The sequence below is a fragment of the Gaetbulibacter sp. NE genome (genome assembly GCF_025548475.1).
In the GTDB taxonomy this organism is placed as follows: Bacteria; Bacteroidota; Bacteroidia; order Flavobacteriales; family Flavobacteriaceae; genus Gaetbulibacter_B; species Gaetbulibacter_B jejuensis.
This window is the reverse complement of record NZ_JAOQHY010000001.1, coordinates 480,731-498,408: the sequence shown is the minus strand read 5'-3', so window position 1 is coordinate 498,408 and position 17,678 is coordinate 480,731. Positions and strand designations below refer to the sequence as shown.

The window sequence follows — 17,678 nt, the reverse complement described above, 5'->3', positions numbered from 1 at the left end:
AACGCTAATGAATCCAAAGTTAACAGCAGAAATCGTAAAAAGATTTCAAGATAAATTTAAAACTCAACCTTTAGTGTTGCATTCTCCTGGACGTATAAATTTAATTGGAGAACATACCGATTACAACGAAGGTTTTGTATTTCCTGCAGCAATAAACAAAGGTATTGTTGGAGCAATACAAAAAGCTGAAAAACCATATTGCACTGTAATAGCCAATGATTTAGACGAGGAGTACGAATTTTCATTAAACACAATCAAGCCAATTGCTAATGGTCAATGGCGAAATTTTGTTGTAGGTGTTGTAGGCGAATTACAAAAGAGAGGTGTAGAACTAGAACCTTTCAATTTTGTGTTTGGTGGTGATATCCCAAAAGGAGCTGGTTTGTCATCTTCAGCAGCTTTAGAAAACAGTGTGGTTTTTGGGTTAAATGAATTGTTTAGTCTTGGGTTGTCTAAAAAAGAAATGATTGAAATCTCACAAAAAGCTGAGCATAATTACGTTGGTGTACGATGTGGTATTATGGACCAATATGCGAGCATGTTTGGTGAAAAGGATAGAGCATTATTGCTTGACTGTAGAACACTAAAAGCAAAAACATATCCATTAGAATTTGAGGATTATCAGGTTATGCTTATCAATACCAATGTAAGTCATAATTTGGTTGATGCCGAATATAATGATCGAAGAGACGTATGCGAAAAAGTAGCAAAATTACTAAATGTGAATTTTTTAAGAGATGCTACTAAAGCCATGCTTAACAGTGTTAAGCATCAACTTTCTGAAGACGAATATCAAAAGGCTTTATACATCATTCAAGAAAATGAGCGCGTTTTAAAAGCAGGAAAAATGCTTGAAGAAAAAAATGTTTTCGGTTTTGGGGAACTACTTTTTGAGGCGCACCATGGTGCACAGCATCAATTTAAAATTAGTTGTAAAGAATTAGATTTTTTAGTTGATGAAGCTCGAAATAATCCTCTTGTAATTGGAGCAAGAATGATGGGTGGAGGATTTGGTGGTTGTACTATCAATTTTGTAAAGGCTGAAGCTGTAAACGCGTTTTCAGAAGACATTTCTAAAAAATACAGAAAAGCTTTTAAGAGAGAATGCTCCATATATTTTGTCGAATTATCTCAAGGCACACACCTTACTAATAATTAATAGCTATGGAAAACACACAAGAATATTCACACAAACGCTTTAATCCATTAACAGGTGAATGGGTTTTGGTGTCTCCTCATCGAGCAAAACGTCCTTGGCAAGGACAAGAGGAAGATGCAAATCAAGAGACAAGACCAACACACGATCCTGATTGTTATTTATGTTCTGGAAATACAAGAGCCAATGGAGAAAAAAATCCAGACTATGAAGATGTGTTTGTGTTTGTCAATGATTTTTCGGCACTTCAAAAAGATTCTAAGCAATTCTCACTTAATGACGGATTGATAAAAGCAGAAGCAGAGCAAGGTGTTTGCAAAGTAGTTTGTTTTAGTCCAGACCATTCCAAGTCCTTAGCGGATATGAATGTAAAGGATATTCAAAAGGTAATTCATACTTGGCAAAGTGAGTTTATGTCCTTAGGGAAGCAACCTAATATCAATTATGTGCAAATTTTTGAAAATAAAGGAGCAGTAATGGGTTGTAGTAATCCGCATCCGCATGGTCAAATTTGGAGTCAATCTACTTTGCCAAATGAGGTTTCAAAAAAAGATATTCATCAAAAAACCTACTACAAGCAGAATAATAATACTTTACTTCAGGATTATTTAAAACAAGAATTAAAACTTAAAGAGCGCATTGTTTTTGAAAATAGAGCCTTTGTGGTGTTGGTGCCTTTTTGGGCTATTTGGCCCTATGAAGCAATGATAGTGCCTAAGCAACCTCAAAAAGATATTATTGAGTTGCCTAGAGAAGAAACTATTTTGTTTGCTGAAGCTATTTCGGTATTGACCAAAATTTATGATAAACTGTTTAATACTTCGTTTCCATACTCCAGCGGAATACATCAAGCACCAACAAACGGTGAGGACAATTCTCACTGGCATTGGCACATGAGTTTTTATCCGCCTTTGTTACGAAGCGCAACCGTAAAAAAGTTTATGGTAGGCTATGAAATGTTTGGTATGGCACAACGCGATATTACACCAGAAACTGCAGCTCAAACGCTTAAACATTTAGCAGATAATTTATACACAACAAAATACCTTTAAAAATGAAAAAGTTAGCAACTCTTTTTATCGTGCTTTTTTCAATAGTAGGAATAGCTCAAAATTCTAATGTTTATGTGGATAATGATGGTGTAATGCGTTGGGAAAACACAAATGAAGAAGTCAAAGGTTTTGGAGTTAATTATTCTGTTCCTTTTGCACATGCTTATAGGTCTGCTAAAAAATTGGGAATAGACCCAAAAACAGCTATTGATAATGAAGTGTACCATTTTACCCGATTAGGTTTTGACCTTTATAGGTTGCATGTTTGGGATACTCAAATAAGTGATGTAGAAGGAAATTTATTGGAGAATGAATACTTGGATACTTTCGATTATTTATTAAAAACGCTTAAAGACCATAACATTAACTATGTGATTACACCTATTGCTTTTTGGGGAAACGGTTGGCCTGAACCTGATACCGAAACACCTGGATTTTCGCATAAATATGGAAAAGGCGATTGCTTGACAAATCCTGAAGCGATAAAAGCGCAACAGAATTATTTGTTTCAGTTTTTAAATCATGTGAATCCATACACTGGAGTTGCTTATAAAGATGAACCTAATATTATTGCTTTTGAAGTAAGCAACGAGCCACACCATAGAGGAAATTCGGAAGATGTTACCAATTTTGTTAGTGGTATGGTAAACGCTATGAAACGTACTGGAACCAAAAAACCTATTTTCTATAATATGAGTCATGCAGTTCAGTTTATGGATGCTTATTTTGAAGGAGGAGTAGATGGAGGAACGTTTCAATGGTATCCAACAGGTTTAGGCTATGGCGAAGAACTGCAAGGTAATTTGTTGCCCAATGTGAACGATTACAACATGCCTTTTGATGCTGTTTTCAAAAAGCACAAAGGCGCAAAGTTAGTGTATGAATTTGATGCTGCCGATGTGGGACGTTCTTACATTTATCCAGCTATGGCACGTAGTTTTAGAAGTGCTGGCATCCAAATTGGGACTCATTTTGCATACGATCCAACCTATTTGGCGTATGCCAATACTGAATACAACACACACTACATGAACTTAAATTACACACCGCAAAAAGCTTTGGCGTTGAAGATTTGTTCTGAAGTATTTCATGAAGTGCCAATGCATGCTGATTTTGGAACGTATCCTGAAAATACTACGTTTGGAGATTTTAAAATCGATTATAAAACCGATTTAGCTGAATACAATTCCGAAGCTAAATTCTTTTACACCAATAGCACCACATCTCATCCTAAAAATGAAAAATCGCTCAAGGAAATTGCAGGTTCCAGAAATTCTACGCTTGTAACCTATGATGGAACAGGAGCTTATTTTTTGGATAAGCTAGATGATGGTATTTGGAGATTGGAAGTGCAACCAGAGGCCATTTGGGTCAACAACCCATTTGGAAGAAATAGTTTGGAAAAAACCGTAGGTGTTATCAAATGGGAAACCCGAAATATGACTATTAATCTGAAAGATTTAGGAAACGATTTTTCTCTAAAAGCCATTAATGAAGGTAACAATTTTTCTTCAGAAGTTAATGGAAAAAACTTTCATATAAGACCAGGGACTTATGTGTTGAGCCGCAAAGGAAGTTCTAAGAAATGGTCAAAAACTCAAGACTTCAAAGGTTATGAACTCAATCAGTTTTATGCACCAAAAACCACAGTTGCTAAACCTTGGATGACTTTTAAAGAAGTTGAAGAATTAAGTGCTGATAAACCCTTTACCTTTTCTCTTCAATATGTAGCTCCAGAACAACCAAACAAGATAAGTTTGGTAGGTTACAATGGTGAGAGTAGATTTAATCTTGAGTTTAAAGAGGTTGCACCTTATCAGTTTGAAGTAACTATCCCGATTGAAAATTTAAAAGAAGGTTTTTTGAACTATTATATTTTGGTAGAAACCAATGGAAAAACCAGAACCTATCCTGCTGACAAAGAAGGCAATCCGTTTGCTTGGGATTTTTATGAAAGAGAGACATATACAACGCGTGTTGTTAATTCGAACAACTCTATATATCTGTTTGATGCTTTGAAAGATTCTGATAAATTGGTGAGACAATGGCGACGCGGTTTTAAATTGGTTCCAACCCAAAATATGAACGAAGCTGAATACCAAATGAACATAGAGAACCTATTTGTGGTAGATGAAGAAAACCTAAATGCTGAGCCTGTTTTTGATTATTCATTCAAGCATTTTGTGATTGATGAAATAAATCAAAGGCAAAAAGATTTGGCTTCTAAAAACCAATTGGTATTTACAGGAAGAGCCTTGAACAATAAACCATGTAAATTACAAATAGCCTTGGTGATGGATGATGGTTCTTCTTTTGGGAACGTTATAGAAATAGGTGCTGAAACTAAAGATTATATACTAAATCTATCAGAACTAAAACCAGTAAAAACAGTTACGCTGCCTAGACCATACCCAAGTTTTTTACCTTATTATTTTGAGAACAATAATAACTCAAAGTTTGATGTAAATAGAGTAGAAAGTATCCAGTTTTCAATTGGACCAGAAGTACCTAAGCAACAACAAAATGATGCTCATGGAGTTGGAATTATAAAAGTTAAGTTAGAATAAAAAAAAGCTTTCCAAATCAATGGAAAGCTTTTAAGGCTAATTCAAATTACTATTATCAATTAAAGCTTTACAAGTTTTGATGTAATGGACTCACCGTTTTCGTTTTCTATTTTTACTAAATACATACCATTAGTTAAACTCGAAATATCATAGCTATCATTTTTAGTAAACTCACCAGTAAATGATTTTACTAGCTTACCAGTAATATCATAGATATGAAGTCCATTTAAGGATTTATTAGTTTTGAAAGAATCATTAACTGGGTTTGGGTGTAATTTAATAGGAAAAACATTTACATCATTTATACTTAAGGTTGAAGCATAAGTGTACTCAGTAACAGGTTTCCAGTAAATATTGGCATTTGCGGCTCCATTCCAGTCATCAGCAAAATAAACAGAATAACCAGTAATATCAGTATTATTTAATGTGATATTAAAAACTTCAGCACCATCGTTTATTGATACTGTCATAGTATTGGCAGAATTTAAAGTAAACTGAAATTTAAAATCAGCATAATTTGTAGAACCTCCAATTGAAGAAGCGTTTATTGTACCGCCATTTGAAACAACTTCCCATGGATCATTTGCTCCACTGTTTCCATTTAAGTTTACCTGAACAGCATAGTTACTCACTCTATCGTCCCAAGATGATGTTGAAGGATTCGATAGTAGAGCAACTCCAATTTGTCCATAAGACGCTTGGGTAGCAGAAACAGTAATTGTAAAGCTATCACCAACAGCCATTGTAGAAGGTGTTCCTCCAGGTAGACCAGTTTCAGTAAATGATCTCCAAGCTACTGATTGTTTTGCTCCGCCACCATTAGCCCACATACCAAACTCATCAGAGTTTTGGTTAAAATGTCCGCCACTATCAGAAAAAAACGCGTTATAGTTTTCTGCCTGTTGAGGATACTGAACTGTAGTTTGAGCAAACAAACCAAATGATAAAAAGCTTAAAGCTAAAGTATAAAGTTTCTTCATGAGTTATAGGTGTTAGTTAATAATTAGTTTTCTAGTTGTAGTGTTAGAATTACTTTCTAATTTAACCATATACAATCCTTGAGACAGATTAGAAACATTAAACTCGTGATTTTTTTCGAATCCTCCATCAAAAGTGTAGATCAGTTTACCAGTGGTGTTGTAAATCAAAACTTTATCAAGTGTTTTATTAGTTTTGAAAGAGTTTGAAGTAGGATTTGGGAACATTTTAAGTGTTGATAGTGATGAGAAATCTTCAACGCTTAAAGTTGAAGCTTGGTTTCCATAAATTCTAAATTCTCCAGCAGGAATGTTGATAGTAGCAGTAGTACTTGAAACAGTAATTGATGAACTGCCTGAATCATCCATTAAATCATACCAAGTTCCAGTGTAAGGAAAATCAGGAACAATGTTTTGAGCAGTTACATCAAAGTTTGCTAGAATAACAACATTTTTTAAACTTGTTGATGGAAGCGTATCATCCCAAATATAAATACGAGGTGTCGTATCACCTGAATCTATAGAGTAGTTACCTTCAAATACATCTTCATTTATTTTTAACTCATTTAACCTAGCCCAATCGTTATAAATTTGACTTCTGTTAGTGTCTACAATCCAGTTGTTTACCCATTGTGGTTGTGGCTTTGTGTCTAATTTACAATCACCATCATTGTTACCATCATAATCACTATTAACAACACCATTATTACATGTCCAAATGGATACGTCCATACCTAGCTCACCAAAATGCCAAATCATTTTTGGACCAGGAATGGTTAATGAAACAGCACCAATAGTTGACATACGTTGTAATGCTGTGTTTAAGTTTGTAACATCATAGCCGCCATTACTGTTACCAAATTGTAACATTTCATACATTATTCGGTCTTTATCATGACTTTCAGGGTAGCCAAGGGCTCTTTTGCCAGTAAAACCACTAGCAGTATTACCCATAGCATTAATGTTTGCAGAATTACCTTGAGCTAGATTTTTATAATCATTCCATACTTCTTTCCACATCATCACACCTTTTCCTTCATCAATTCTGTAATTTGCCCATTGTTGTTCTTCGGCAGGATTGCCTAAGTGTTCAAAAATAACATAATGATCGGGATCTAAACTCCAACTATAATCAGCATATTGCTGTAAAATTGCAATTCTGTCAGGTTGGGGAGCATCTGTGCAGGTATCACTGTTTTCACAGTTTTGTGTAAACCCTTTGGTTAAATCCCAACGGAAACCATCAATGTTAAATTCTTCTATCCAGTGTTTTACAACCCTTTCAACATAATATTGAGTTCTTGTTTGCTGATGATTAAAATCAGAACCTACGCTGTAACTATGTTTTGCAACTTGGTTAAAGTATGGGTTTTCGCTACTTGGTTCTCCCCAACCATCACCATCAGGATCGTCCATCCACATACGTACCATTGGGTTTCTTCCAAATGCATGGTTTAAAGCAATATCAAGAATTACTGCAATTCCGTTTTGGTGAAAAACATCTACTAATTCTTTGAGTTTTTCTTCAGTACCATAAAACTTATCTAAAGCCATATGAAATGAAGTATTGTATCCCCAACTTTCATTGCCTTCAAATTCCATTACAGGCATTAATTGAATTGCGTTAACGTTAAGGTCTTTAAAATAATCGACCTTGTCAATTAAGTCTTGAAAATTTCTGTCTTGGTCAAAATCGCGTACTAATACCTCATAGATGATTAAATCTTCTTTTTTAGGTTTTTGAAAGTTAGTTACTTGCCACGCGTAAGGTGTTTGACCAGTTTCTAAAACAGTTACTTCGCGCTCTTGACCTTCAGGGTAGGCAGGCAAGTTAGGGTATGTAGTAGCAGAAATCCATGGATCATCAAAAGGAGACAGTACTAGTGTTGAATAAGGGTCTGCTGTTTTAACTAATTTAGGTGAACCAGCAATAGGGTTTAAGCTGCCAACCCAGTATTGATAAGTTTCTATTTGGCCAGAAGTTAAACCAGTTAATTCTACCCAAAATTTACTAGAGCTTGGGTCTTTTTTCATTGCATGAGCAGAAGTTGGCTCCCAATTATTAAAACTTCCTGCGACATACACAAAATCTTTATTAGGTGCATCGATAACTAATGTAGCTGTTGTAGGGTCACTATCATTATAATTTATTCCGTCTTCAAGGTTTGATGGTATACTTTCTTCAATAGTGCTATTTACTAGAATTAAAAAAGAACGAGAAGTAGTTGCAGCACCTTGAGTAACTACTAATTCGCAATATTGATTTTCGGTTAATCCAGAAAACAAATAACCGTTGTAAAATGTTGTATTGTTTTGAGTGTGTATACTAACTCCATTAGCAAATAATTCGTAATTAGCAGGACCATTACTGTTTTGGGCTAAAATTTGTGTGCCGCCACCATTGTCAACTATAACAACACCGTTAGCACTAGGTGCAGGATTAATCATAGTTACTTGAAAAGCACCTACACTAATTTCAAGATCAACGGTTTGTTGAGATCCGTCGTCGCTTCTAAAAACAACATTAATTGAGGTGATAGAACCTGTAGGGTTATTGTAAAAATCTCTTATTGTTGGCGTTAGGTCTAGTTCGTAGATATTTCCTGAAACAAGAGTTAAAGCTGGTTGTGTACTGTTGCTTCCCCAAGTACCAATAACATTCTGCCATTGATCAGTATCATCTAAAGTTACACCAGTATGAGCATAAATAGTTCCAGAATAAGACTCTAACCCTGTACCTGTTTTATCAAACAAAAGTGTTGCAGAGTCATTTTCTTCTGGGTTAGTTCCTCCTTGCCATGAAAGTTGCGCATGTAAACTTGTAAAAGCAAGTAAGAAAAGGAAAAGTAAAAGTAAAGTTTTTTTCATAGCTCTATATTTTTAAAGAGAAAAAGGCTGTAAATATATACAGCCTTTATAGTTATAATTTTATAATCTAGTTTTGAGTAAGTGTGTATGTTAACTCAGTAAGATTAATTGAGATAGAATAGTTACCTGCAGTTACATTGATATCTGCTCCTCCAGATTCTAAACTTCCATCAGCACCATCATCTCCATAATTTACACCCCAATCATTATTTGCTCTAAATTTTATTAGACCATCAACTAGATCAACATTGTCATTATACCATACAGCACCATCACTAGTATAATCTAGGCTTAATTCTACATCAGGACCATCCCAGCCATTAGGTGTTGCACTACCTACAACTCCCCAAAAATCAACTTCTTCAAGAGTATAAGTTAAATCATTGAAGTTTACAGTTATTAAATAATTACCAGCTGTAACACTAATATCAGAGCCATTTAATTCAAGTGTTCCATCAACTCCATCATCACCATAGTTTGTTCCCCAATCATTATTTTGTCTGAACTTTATTAAACCATCAGTTAATGTAGCTAGTGCTCTCCATTGATCAGATGTTGGGTCATATTCTAAATTTATATCAGGACCATCCCAGCCGTTAGGAGTTGCATCACCTACAACACCCCAAGAATAAGCTTCTAAGGTATAAGTTAGAGCATTAATGTTAAACGTAATTTTATATGTCCCAGCGGTTACAGGAATATCTGCTCCTCCTGCTTCAAGTGTTCCGTCAGCACCATCATCTCCATAATTATTAGTCCAATCATTATTTTCTCTAAATTTTACAAGTCCATCAATTAATGTTGTATATGCAACATATACGCCTGCTGTAGAAGATTGATAAAATGGAACATCAGGACCATCCCAACCATTAGGTGTTGCACTGCCTACAACTCCCCAAGTAGTGCTTAAGTCTAAAACAGCTGAATAAGGAGTTACAGCTAAAGTTACAAGGTTAGATTGCATTGTTGTTTGCTCACTTAAACGAGTTTCAACTATTATATCTATGGAAGACTCCATATCAGGTTCTAAACCTAAATTAATAGCTCTACTGTTAAGTTCTTGCACTAAAAATGTTCTGCTATAAGCATTACCAATTGAAATGGTTTGAGGGTTTGAAAAATCTCCACCAGAAACATCCATCAAAATTCGATATGTTGTGGCAGCTTCAAAACCAAAATCAGGCTCTGTCCAAGATACTGTTACAGCTTCTTCACTAGCGGTATCACCTGTTAGTACTACTGAATTAGTTGACAAAGTAACTACTGTGTTTGCATCACTATTAAGCGTAATGATTTCTTTGTCATCACAAGAGGTGAAAACAAAAAACAAGCTTAATACAAATAATACTTTATTTATTGTTGTTTTCATAATTATATTGTTAATAACCTTCGTTTTGCGACAGGTTAGGGTTAGTAGTTAATGTACTAGAAGGCAGAGGGAATAGTCTTCTGAAAGCAGGTACTGATGTTCCAAATTCGTCATTACCTTTAAAAGGCCATAAATAGGTGTCAGTTGTAAATAGTCCATAACGAATTAAATCAGTTCTTCTTTGACCTTCCCAATATAATTCTCTAGAGCGTTCATCTAAAATAAAGTCTAATGTTAACTCTCCTGAAGATATATTTCCTGACATGTTGCCATAAGCACGTTCTCTTAAGTTATTAACTAATGTTAACGCTAAATTACTATCTCCACCACCACCTCTAAGGCTAGCTTCAGCATAGTTTAAATAAATTTCAGCAACACGAATTAAGGGTAAGTCTGTTGATGCAAATTCTCCGCTACTATCATTCCCTTGACTTCCACTTGAGTCTATGTTTTTAAACTTAGTTACTGCATAACCATCTTCAAAACTTCCTATATCTGAAATTTCTAAATTTTGACCATCTGTATAAAACATACCTCGTTTATCACTTGAGAATGGGGTAATTGAATATGTAAGACCATCTAAATCTAAAGTGACAAAATATGTGCCAGCTGCTGCAATAGCAATATTAGCTCCACCAGGTTCTAATGTGCCATCAGCATCTGTGTCTCCATAGTTTTGTCCCCAATCTTCATTAAATCTAAATTTAAGTTCTCCTGCATTTAAGTCGGCATAAAGCGCATATTGATTAGGTGCAGTTTGATACATTTCCATATCTGGACCGTCCCATGCATTAACAGTTGCGTCTCCAACAAGTCCCCAATCAGAAAGAGAACCTAGAGCAGCATTTAGATCATCAATATCATTAGCAAATTTATTAACTAGGTTTTTAGTGGTACGCATTCCTGCCCATCCTCCATTAACTCCATATTCACTTGCAATCATAGATCCTCCAATAGATCCGTGAACTAAAAAGGTAGTACCACCATAAGTTGTAGATTGTAACCCATCAAAGTTTAGTGCGAAAATAAATTCGTTTTGTGCGCCATTTACATCATTATCGGCTAAAAATAATTCATCATAAGCCGAACCATTTCCATTGGCATCGTTTGTGTTAAGTGAATAGGTTGAATTAATCACTTTATCAGAATAAGTAATACAATCAGAATATCTATTTTGTCCTGTCCAAGACTCTGCATTTAAATATAGCTTAGACAATAAAGCCCATGCAGCAACTTGATCTACTCTACCATATTCGTTAGCGCCATCAGAAATTAATAACTCTTCTATTTCTAATAACTCTGCTTCAACAAAAGAAAATAATTCTTCTCTGGTGCTTTGTAAAGGTAATTCTGTGCTGACTACAGTTTGAAGAGGTACGTTTCCATAGAAATCAATAAGATTGTAGTAGGTAAAAGCCCTTAAAAACCTTGCTTCGGCTATAAATCCTTGTACCTCATCATCTTCTAATTGTGATGCGTTTTCAATAAATGAATTACAAAATGATACTTCTTGAGCTAATCTATAATACATAGCTTCAGAAAAATCATTACTAGAAGACCAGTATTGTCCATGTAAGTCTGGTAAGCCAGCATCTCCCCATCCTATCACGGCATGGTCAGTAGTTAACTCATTTAAATTAAATAACATTCTAGAATATTGAGAGAAACCTTCATCAATATCATTAGGGTCTAAGTCAGGATTTCCGGCAGGACCTTGTTGTCCTGTAAGAGCCAAACTTGAGTACAGCTTAGCTAAAGCACTTTTAGCTTCAACTGCGTTTGAGAAAACATCTTGTTCAGTGAATAAATCAGGGTCTAAAGGTGACTGATTTAAATCGTCATGACAAGAAGTAAAACCTATAGCCAAGACTGAAACAAGAATAAATGATTTAATATAATTTTTCATAATACAATTTTTTTAAAAATCAACATTTAATCCTAGTACGAATGAACGTGGTCTAGGGTAGAAGTTATTATCAATACCTCCATTAATTTCAGGGTCTAAACCATCATAATCAGTTACTATAAGAACATTTTGTAATGATCCAAATAACCTAATGGTTGTGTTTTTTATAGCATTATCTAAGGTGTAGCCCAAAGTAATATTGTCTAACTTAAAGAATGAAGCTTCTTGAACAAAATGGTCGCTGAAAGCTGTTCTGTCTTGAAAAACAGTAAAGCCTGAGTTAAAATAGTCTGAATGAACATTATTAAGTAGTCCACTATTTATTGTAGCATTACTAAGTATTCCTTTGCTAGCAGCAACATCATTATACATGTAATTTCCAAAACTTGCTCTAGATTGTACTGAGAAATCCCAGTTTTTGTAGCTAACATTAGCATTTAATCCCATAAATACATCAGCAAAAGGACTTTCGTTTATATATCTATCATCATCATTGATAATTCCATCATCATTTCTGTCAACAAAAACACCTTCTATTGGAGTCCCATTATCGTCATATACCTGTTGGTATACTAAGAAGCTAGATGCTTCTTCACCTTCTCTATGTACTTGAACATTGCTACCTACCCCTGATGAAATTAAACCATGAGGTTGGTCAGTTGGTAAGCTAGTGATTTCATTGTCATTGAACGAGATATTATAGTTAAGGGATACTTTTAAGTTGTCAGTTTTAACTGCATCAACATTTAAGTTAAACTCTAAACCTCTATTTTCCATATCACCAATGTTAGTATCAATTCTGTTTCCAAAATTTGTAAATGGATCTACTATTGCTAATGCAATTAAGTCTTCTGTTTTTCTTATGTAGGCATTAACTAAACCAGAAACCCTACCGTTGAAGATACTATAGTCTATACCTACGTTAACTGATTTTCCAACTTCCCAACGAAGGTTAGGGTTAATTGGTTCAGGTCTATAAGTTTGATAAAATGAAGAACCTAATTGGTATTGTGCAGTATCTGTACTACCTTCATATCTAGTCAAGAATAAGTAATTACCAAGTCCATTTACATTAGCAATTTCACCATAACCTACTCTAAGTTTTAATAAATCAAATCCTGAGTTTTGCATGAAATCTTCATCGCTAATTTTCCATGCAATTGCTGCAGAAGGGAAATATCCCCAACGGTCATTAGGATTTAATTTAGAAGATGCATCAGCTCTTAAAGAAGCCGTTAATAAATATTTGCCTTTATAATCATAATTTAAGCGTCCAAAATAAGATAATAATACATCTTTATTGTTCCCTATGTTTATTGGGTTGTTACCATCTTCTTCTAGTTCGCTATCGTAAGTAAATGTTGGATATTCAAATGATTGATAAGAGTGTCCTGCAACAACTGAAAGGTTATGAGCATCATCATTAAATGACTTAGTATAGGTTAAATAAGCGTCAAATAGCTTATTTATTGTTTCATTGGAGTAATCATATCTAGAACCGTTCCATAGTGGATCTGAAGTAGGCATATTTTCAGAAGTAATGGTTCTACCGTTGCTGTTAGATTTATCTATACCAACGTTTACAGTTGCAGTAATATCAGGGAAGAAATGCAATTTATAGTCTGCTTTGGCATTACCTACAAAACGTCTAATCTCAGAAGTATCACTTCTTAGGTCTAATAGCGCTACTGGATTAGTTGCAGCTAAGCTGTTTTGTACGTTTTCATTATTTAACCATGTAAAATAGCCAAACGGAGAATTCGAATCGAATACAGACTGTGTAGGGTCAAAAATAATTGCAGAACCTATTGCACCTCTGTTTGCAAATTCATTTTCAGTGTAAACACCTCTAGCATTAAATTCTAACTTTAAATGATCATCTAAAAAACTAGGCATAAAATTTAAAGAAGCGGTTCCTCTAGAAAAATTATCTCCTTTTAAAACACCATCATGATCTGAAAAACCTAATGAGGCTCTCATTGGCACTCCAAAGGCACTTCCTAAAGCGCTGAAGTTGTGGTCTTGTCCAACTGCAAATGTATATATCTGGTCTTGCCAGTTGGTGTTAGCATCACCCAATAAAGCAATATCACCTGCATCTCCAGTATTATTTATTAATTCTCTGTATCTATCTGCATTTAAAACATCTACTTGATTAAATGTATCATATACAGTGGTTTGAGAGCTAATGTTAAATTGAAACTCTTTACTCTTTCCTTTTTTAGTTGTTATCAATATAACACCATTTGCACCTCTAGACCCATAAATAGCAGTTGAAGAAGCATCTTTTAGTACCACAAAACTTTCAATATCATTAGGATTGATAAAGTTTAATGGGTTCCTTGAGCCTCCAATAGCTCCAGAAATTGGGACACCATCAACTACATACATTGGTTCACTATCTAATGATAGAGAACCTGTTCCTCGTATTTTGATACTTTGACCTTCTCCTGGAGCTCCACCTCCTGATGTAACATTAACACCAGCAACTTTACCGCTAATTAATGATTGAGCTGATACAATAGGCCCTTTGTTGAAGTCGTCAGATGTTAATAAATCAGTAGTCCCAGTTAAGTCTTCTTTCTTTACACTACCATAACCAATTACTACTACTTCGTCTAATTGAGAAGCATCTTCAACTAGGCTTACATCAATTGTTGATTGCCCTGTATAAGTGATTTCTTGGGTAATGTAACCAAGATAAGAAAACACTAATATGTCACCATTATTAATGTTAATTTGGTATTTCCCATCAAAATCTGTTGCTGTACCTTGAGTTGTACCTTTTACTAGTACGTTTACTCCTGGTAAAGGTAATGATGAGGATTGTTCTGTTACTGTACCCGAAACTCTATTTTGAGCCATCAAAAATGATGGTATAATAAAGAACAAAAACAGTAAGCAATTTAACGTTGTTTTCATACAATACTTTTAATGTTAGTTTGTTAATTTTCTATGTATATTTTCACTTCTCGATGTTAAATCTATGTAAATTTTGTGTATCTTCTTGGAGTTCTACTTTTAATTACCTTGCGAAAACGTTTTCGTGTTAAAAACTTTTTTTAAAATGAGAGAAAACAATAAAAAACATTCTAAAATTATTAAATATGTAATAAAGTAATACCTTTATTGTCATCTTCAAAAAAATTGAGAAGAGTCTTATTTTAACAATAAGATGTTTATTGAAAATTATTTAGCAATTTTTACCTTTATAAGGTACAAAAAAAATATGAAAAGAAAGATTACCCTAAAACAGATTGCAAGAGAGTTAGATGTGTCAATTTCTACGGTTTCAAAAGCGTTAAGAAATAGTGCAGAAATTAGTGATGATACTAAGCAAAAAGTTCAGGCTTTTGCAAAGCTCTATAATTATCGTCCAAACAATATTGCTTTAAGCTTAAAAAACCGAAAAACTAAAACTATTGGAATTATAATTCCTGAGATAGTACATTATTTCTTTGCCAAAGTGATAAGAGGTATCGAGTTAGTAGCCAATAGAAGAGGTTATAATGTTATTATTGGGCTTTCTAATGAGTCTTTTAATAAAGAAGTTATCAATATGGAAATGCTTGCCAATGGTAGTATAGATGGTTTTGTACTCTCTATTTCCAAAGATACATTAGCACAACAAGATTATCATCATTTTTACGAAACCATAAATCAAGGAATGCCAATCGTGATGTTTGATAGGGTTGTAAACGAGGTTAATTGTGATAAAGTTATTGTAGACGATTTAAAAGGCTCTAAAAAAGCAGTTAATAAACTTATTGAAAATGGTTGTAAAAACATAGCAATCATTACTACCAAAGACTATGTGAGTGTAGGTAAACTTAGGACTCAAGGTTATTTAGAAGCTTTGGAGGATCATGGTATTGAACCGCAATCAGACTTGATTTTAAAAATTGTAGAAGAATTAGATTCAGAAGATCATTTAGAAGATCTAGAAGCCGAAATAGAACAACTTTTTAAAGAGAATAAAAAGATAGATGGTGTTTTTGCTGTAAATGAACTTTATGCTCTAACAGCAATGAAAATAGCCAGAAAGCTAAAGAAAAAAATACCTGAGGATATACAGTTTATAGGATTTACTGACGGAGTTTTATCAAAACACGCAACTCCAAGTTTAACAACGGTAAGTCAACATGCGCAAACTATGGGAGAACAAGCAGCTGAATTATTGATAGACAAATTAGAAAACGAAGACGATGAAGAAAACTACCAAACAGTTGTAATAGAGACCGAATTGATTGAAAGAGAATCTACCAAATAGAAATTTAACATTGCGTATTTAAAAACTTTTATATCTTTACCACCAGAAATCAAAACTTATATTTTCACTTCTCACCATAAGTTTTGATGAGTTTATGCTTATCAAAATAGTATTAATCTAAATTATACTATTAATGAAAAAGCGTTCCTTAAGTTTTTGGGAAATCTGGAATATGAGTTTCGGTTTCCTAGGAATTCAATTTGGTTTTGCGTTACAAGGAGGCTTCATGTCTCGAATATTTCAAACACTTGGTGCTGATAAAGATGCTATTCCATTGTTATGGATTGCAGCTCCTTTAACAGGATTACTAGTGCAACCCATCATTGGTTATTTAAGCGATAAAACTTGGCACCCACGCTGGGGAAGACGTCGTCCATATTTTTTAATCGGAGCTATATTAAGCTCACTTGCGCTATTTTTAGTACCACATTCTTCAGTTTTGTGGATGGCTGCAGGTTTTTTATGGATTCTTGATGCTTCTATCAATATTTCAATGGAGCCTTTCAGGGCTTTAGTAGCAGATAAGCTACCCAATTCGCAGCGTTCATATGGTTTTGTTGTACAAACACTCATTATTGGTATTGGTACTTGGATAGCAAGTAATTTGCCTTGGATGGTATCGCAGCTAGGTGTTAGCGATGCAGCGCCAAAAGGCGTTGTGCCAATGTCGGTAAAAGTAGCCTTTGGTATTGGTGCTGTTGTGTTTTTAATAAGCATACTATATACCGTATTTACCACATCCGAATATCCTCCTGAAGATATGGAGGAATTTGAGCGTGAACGAAAAAAGAAAAACCGCTTTATTCCAGATATTTTAGAAAACATAGGCAAAATGCCACTAACAATGAAAAAACTAGGACTTATACAGTTCTTTAGTTGGTTTGCGTTTTTTACTATGTGGAGTATGGCAAATCCTGCGCTTACAGAGCATGTGTTTCAAACACCTGCACCAATAGAAGCAGCGTTTGATTTAACTAATGCATCACAAGCTGAAGCTTTTGATACGGCAAATACAGCATTTCAGAAATCATCTAACTTGGTAGGTTCTGCAATGGGTGTTTATGGGCTGTCCTCTATGGCATTTGCATTATTACTAGCAATGTATACATCTAAAAAGCGTATAAACAGAAAATTTGTTCACATGGGTTCTCTTATACTAGGAGGCGTTGGGTTTATGGCTATGTATTATGCAACACCAGAAACCTTAAAGTACTGTTTTATTTTAATAGGAATTGCATGGGGAAGTATTCTTTCAATGCCGTATGCAATGTTATCAAGTTCAGTGGATCCTAAAAAGATGGGAGTTATCATGGGTATCTTCAATATGTTTATTGTAATACCTCAAATTATAGCAGCACTTGGTGGTATTAATTATGTGTCTAGTCTTTTAGGTGAAGATGCTATTAATGCTATGACTGTGGCTGGTATTAGTTTAATTCTAGCAGCACTTTGCAACTTGTTTATTGTGAATAAAGACGCAATTTCATATCAACAAGAAAACGAAATAAATTAA

10 protein-coding genes are annotated in these 17,678 nt (G+C 34.4%); 5 read left to right on the top strand and 5 right to left on the bottom strand.

The features are described 5' to 3' along the window. Positions 1 to 7: 7 nt before the first annotated feature. From galK to OD803_RS02285, 3 genes are read left to right on the top strand one after another with little or no spacing between them, the layout of a single operon-like run. Positions 8 to 1,159 (top strand): galactokinase, encoded by a 1,152-nt coding sequence (galK, locus tag OD803_RS02295; protein WP_262732212.1) that lies wholly within the window; start codon positions 8 to 10, stop codon positions 1,157 to 1,159. A 5-nt stretch (positions 1,160 to 1,164) separates the two neighbouring features. Next, complete coding sequence (locus tag OD803_RS02290; protein WP_262732211.1) at positions 1,165 to 2,208, top strand: UDP-glucose--hexose-1-phosphate uridylyltransferase; 1,044 nt, start codon at positions 1,165 to 1,167, stop codon at positions 2,206 to 2,208. 2 nt (positions 2,209 to 2,210) lie between these two features. Further along, a complete protein-coding gene (locus OD803_RS02285) occupies positions 2,211 to 4,775 on the top strand; it encodes a hypothetical protein (protein ID WP_262732210.1) in 2,565 nt (854 codons plus the stop codon). A gap of 59 nt (positions 4,776 to 4,834) precedes the next feature. Here OD803_RS02285 and OD803_RS02280 read toward each other — a convergent pair whose 3' ends face one another. The 5 genes from OD803_RS02280 to OD803_RS02260 all read right to left on the bottom strand — a co-directional run bounded on the left by OD803_RS02280 (position 4,835) and on the right by OD803_RS02260 (position 14,817). Next, the gene (locus OD803_RS02280; RefSeq protein ID WP_262732209.1) at positions 4,835 to 5,755 is read right to left on the bottom strand and encodes a T9SS type A sorting domain-containing protein; all 921 of its coding nucleotides are present in this window, start codon (positions 5,753 to 5,755) and stop codon (positions 4,835 to 4,837) included. A 12-nt stretch (positions 5,756 to 5,767) separates the two neighbouring features. After that, positions 5,768 to 8,620, bottom strand: coding sequence for an alpha-amylase family glycosyl hydrolase (locus OD803_RS02275; protein WP_262732208.1), 2,853 nt, complete (start codon positions 8,618 to 8,620; stop codon positions 5,768 to 5,770). A 67-nt stretch (positions 8,621 to 8,687) separates the two neighbouring features. Next, the gene (locus OD803_RS02270) at positions 8,688 to 9,989 is read right to left on the bottom strand and encodes a SusE domain-containing protein (RefSeq protein ID WP_262732207.1); all 1,302 of its coding nucleotides are present in this window, start codon (positions 9,987 to 9,989) and stop codon (positions 8,688 to 8,690) included. Between the two features lie 10 nt (positions 9,990 to 9,999). Then, the gene (locus OD803_RS02265; protein WP_262732206.1) at positions 10,000 to 11,895 is read right to left on the bottom strand and encodes a RagB/SusD family nutrient uptake outer membrane protein; all 1,896 of its coding nucleotides are present in this window, start codon (positions 11,893 to 11,895) and stop codon (positions 10,000 to 10,002) included. A gap of 12 nt (positions 11,896 to 11,907) precedes the next feature. Beyond that, complete coding sequence (locus OD803_RS02260; protein WP_262732205.1) at positions 11,908 to 14,817, bottom strand: SusC/RagA family TonB-linked outer membrane protein; 2,910 nt, start codon at positions 14,815 to 14,817, stop codon at positions 11,908 to 11,910. 307 nt (positions 14,818 to 15,124) lie between these two features. Here OD803_RS02260 and OD803_RS02255 point away from each other — a divergent pair, with 307 nt between their 5' ends. Further along, on the top strand, positions 15,125 to 16,165 hold the full coding sequence (locus OD803_RS02255) for a LacI family DNA-binding transcriptional regulator (protein WP_131506090.1): 1,041 nt from the start codon (positions 15,125 to 15,127) through the stop codon (positions 16,163 to 16,165). 133 nt (positions 16,166 to 16,298) lie between these two features. Continuing rightward, a complete protein-coding gene (locus OD803_RS02250) occupies positions 16,299 to 17,678 on the top strand; it encodes an MFS transporter (protein WP_262732204.1) in 1,380 nt (459 codons plus the stop codon).

What these genes read in the sequence shown, in the direction of transcription:
- galK (WP_262732212.1), top strand. Translation starts at nt 8, where the DNA reads ATGAATCCAAAGTTAACAGCAGAAATCGTAAAAAGATTTCAAGATAAA.
- OD803_RS02290 (WP_262732211.1), top strand. Translation starts at nt 1,165, where the DNA reads ATGGAAAACACACAAGAATATTCACACAAACGCTTTAATCCATTAACA.
- OD803_RS02285 (WP_262732210.1), top strand. Translation starts at nt 2,211, where the DNA reads ATGAAAAAGTTAGCAACTCTTTTTATCGTGCTTTTTTCAATAGTAGGA.
- OD803_RS02280 (WP_262732209.1), bottom strand. Translation starts at nt 5,755, where the DNA reads ATGAAGAAACTTTATACTTTAGCTTTAAGCTTTTTATCATTTGGTTTG.
- OD803_RS02275 (WP_262732208.1), bottom strand. Translation starts at nt 8,620, where the DNA reads ATGAAAAAAACTTTACTTTTACTTTTCCTTTTCTTACTTGCTTTTACA.
- OD803_RS02270 (WP_262732207.1), bottom strand. Translation starts at nt 9,989, where the DNA reads ATGAAAACAACAATAAATAAAGTATTATTTGTATTAAGCTTGTTTTTT.
- OD803_RS02265 (WP_262732206.1), bottom strand. Translation starts at nt 11,895, where the DNA reads ATGAAAAATTATATTAAATCATTTATTCTTGTTTCAGTCTTGGCTATA.
- OD803_RS02260 (WP_262732205.1), bottom strand. Translation starts at nt 14,817, where the DNA reads ATGAAAACAACGTTAAATTGCTTACTGTTTTTGTTCTTTATTATACCA.
- OD803_RS02255 (WP_131506090.1), top strand. Translation starts at nt 15,125, where the DNA reads ATGAAAAGAAAGATTACCCTAAAACAGATTGCAAGAGAGTTAGATGTG.
- OD803_RS02250 (WP_262732204.1), top strand. Translation starts at nt 16,299, where the DNA reads ATGAAAAAGCGTTCCTTAAGTTTTTGGGAAATCTGGAATATGAGTTTC.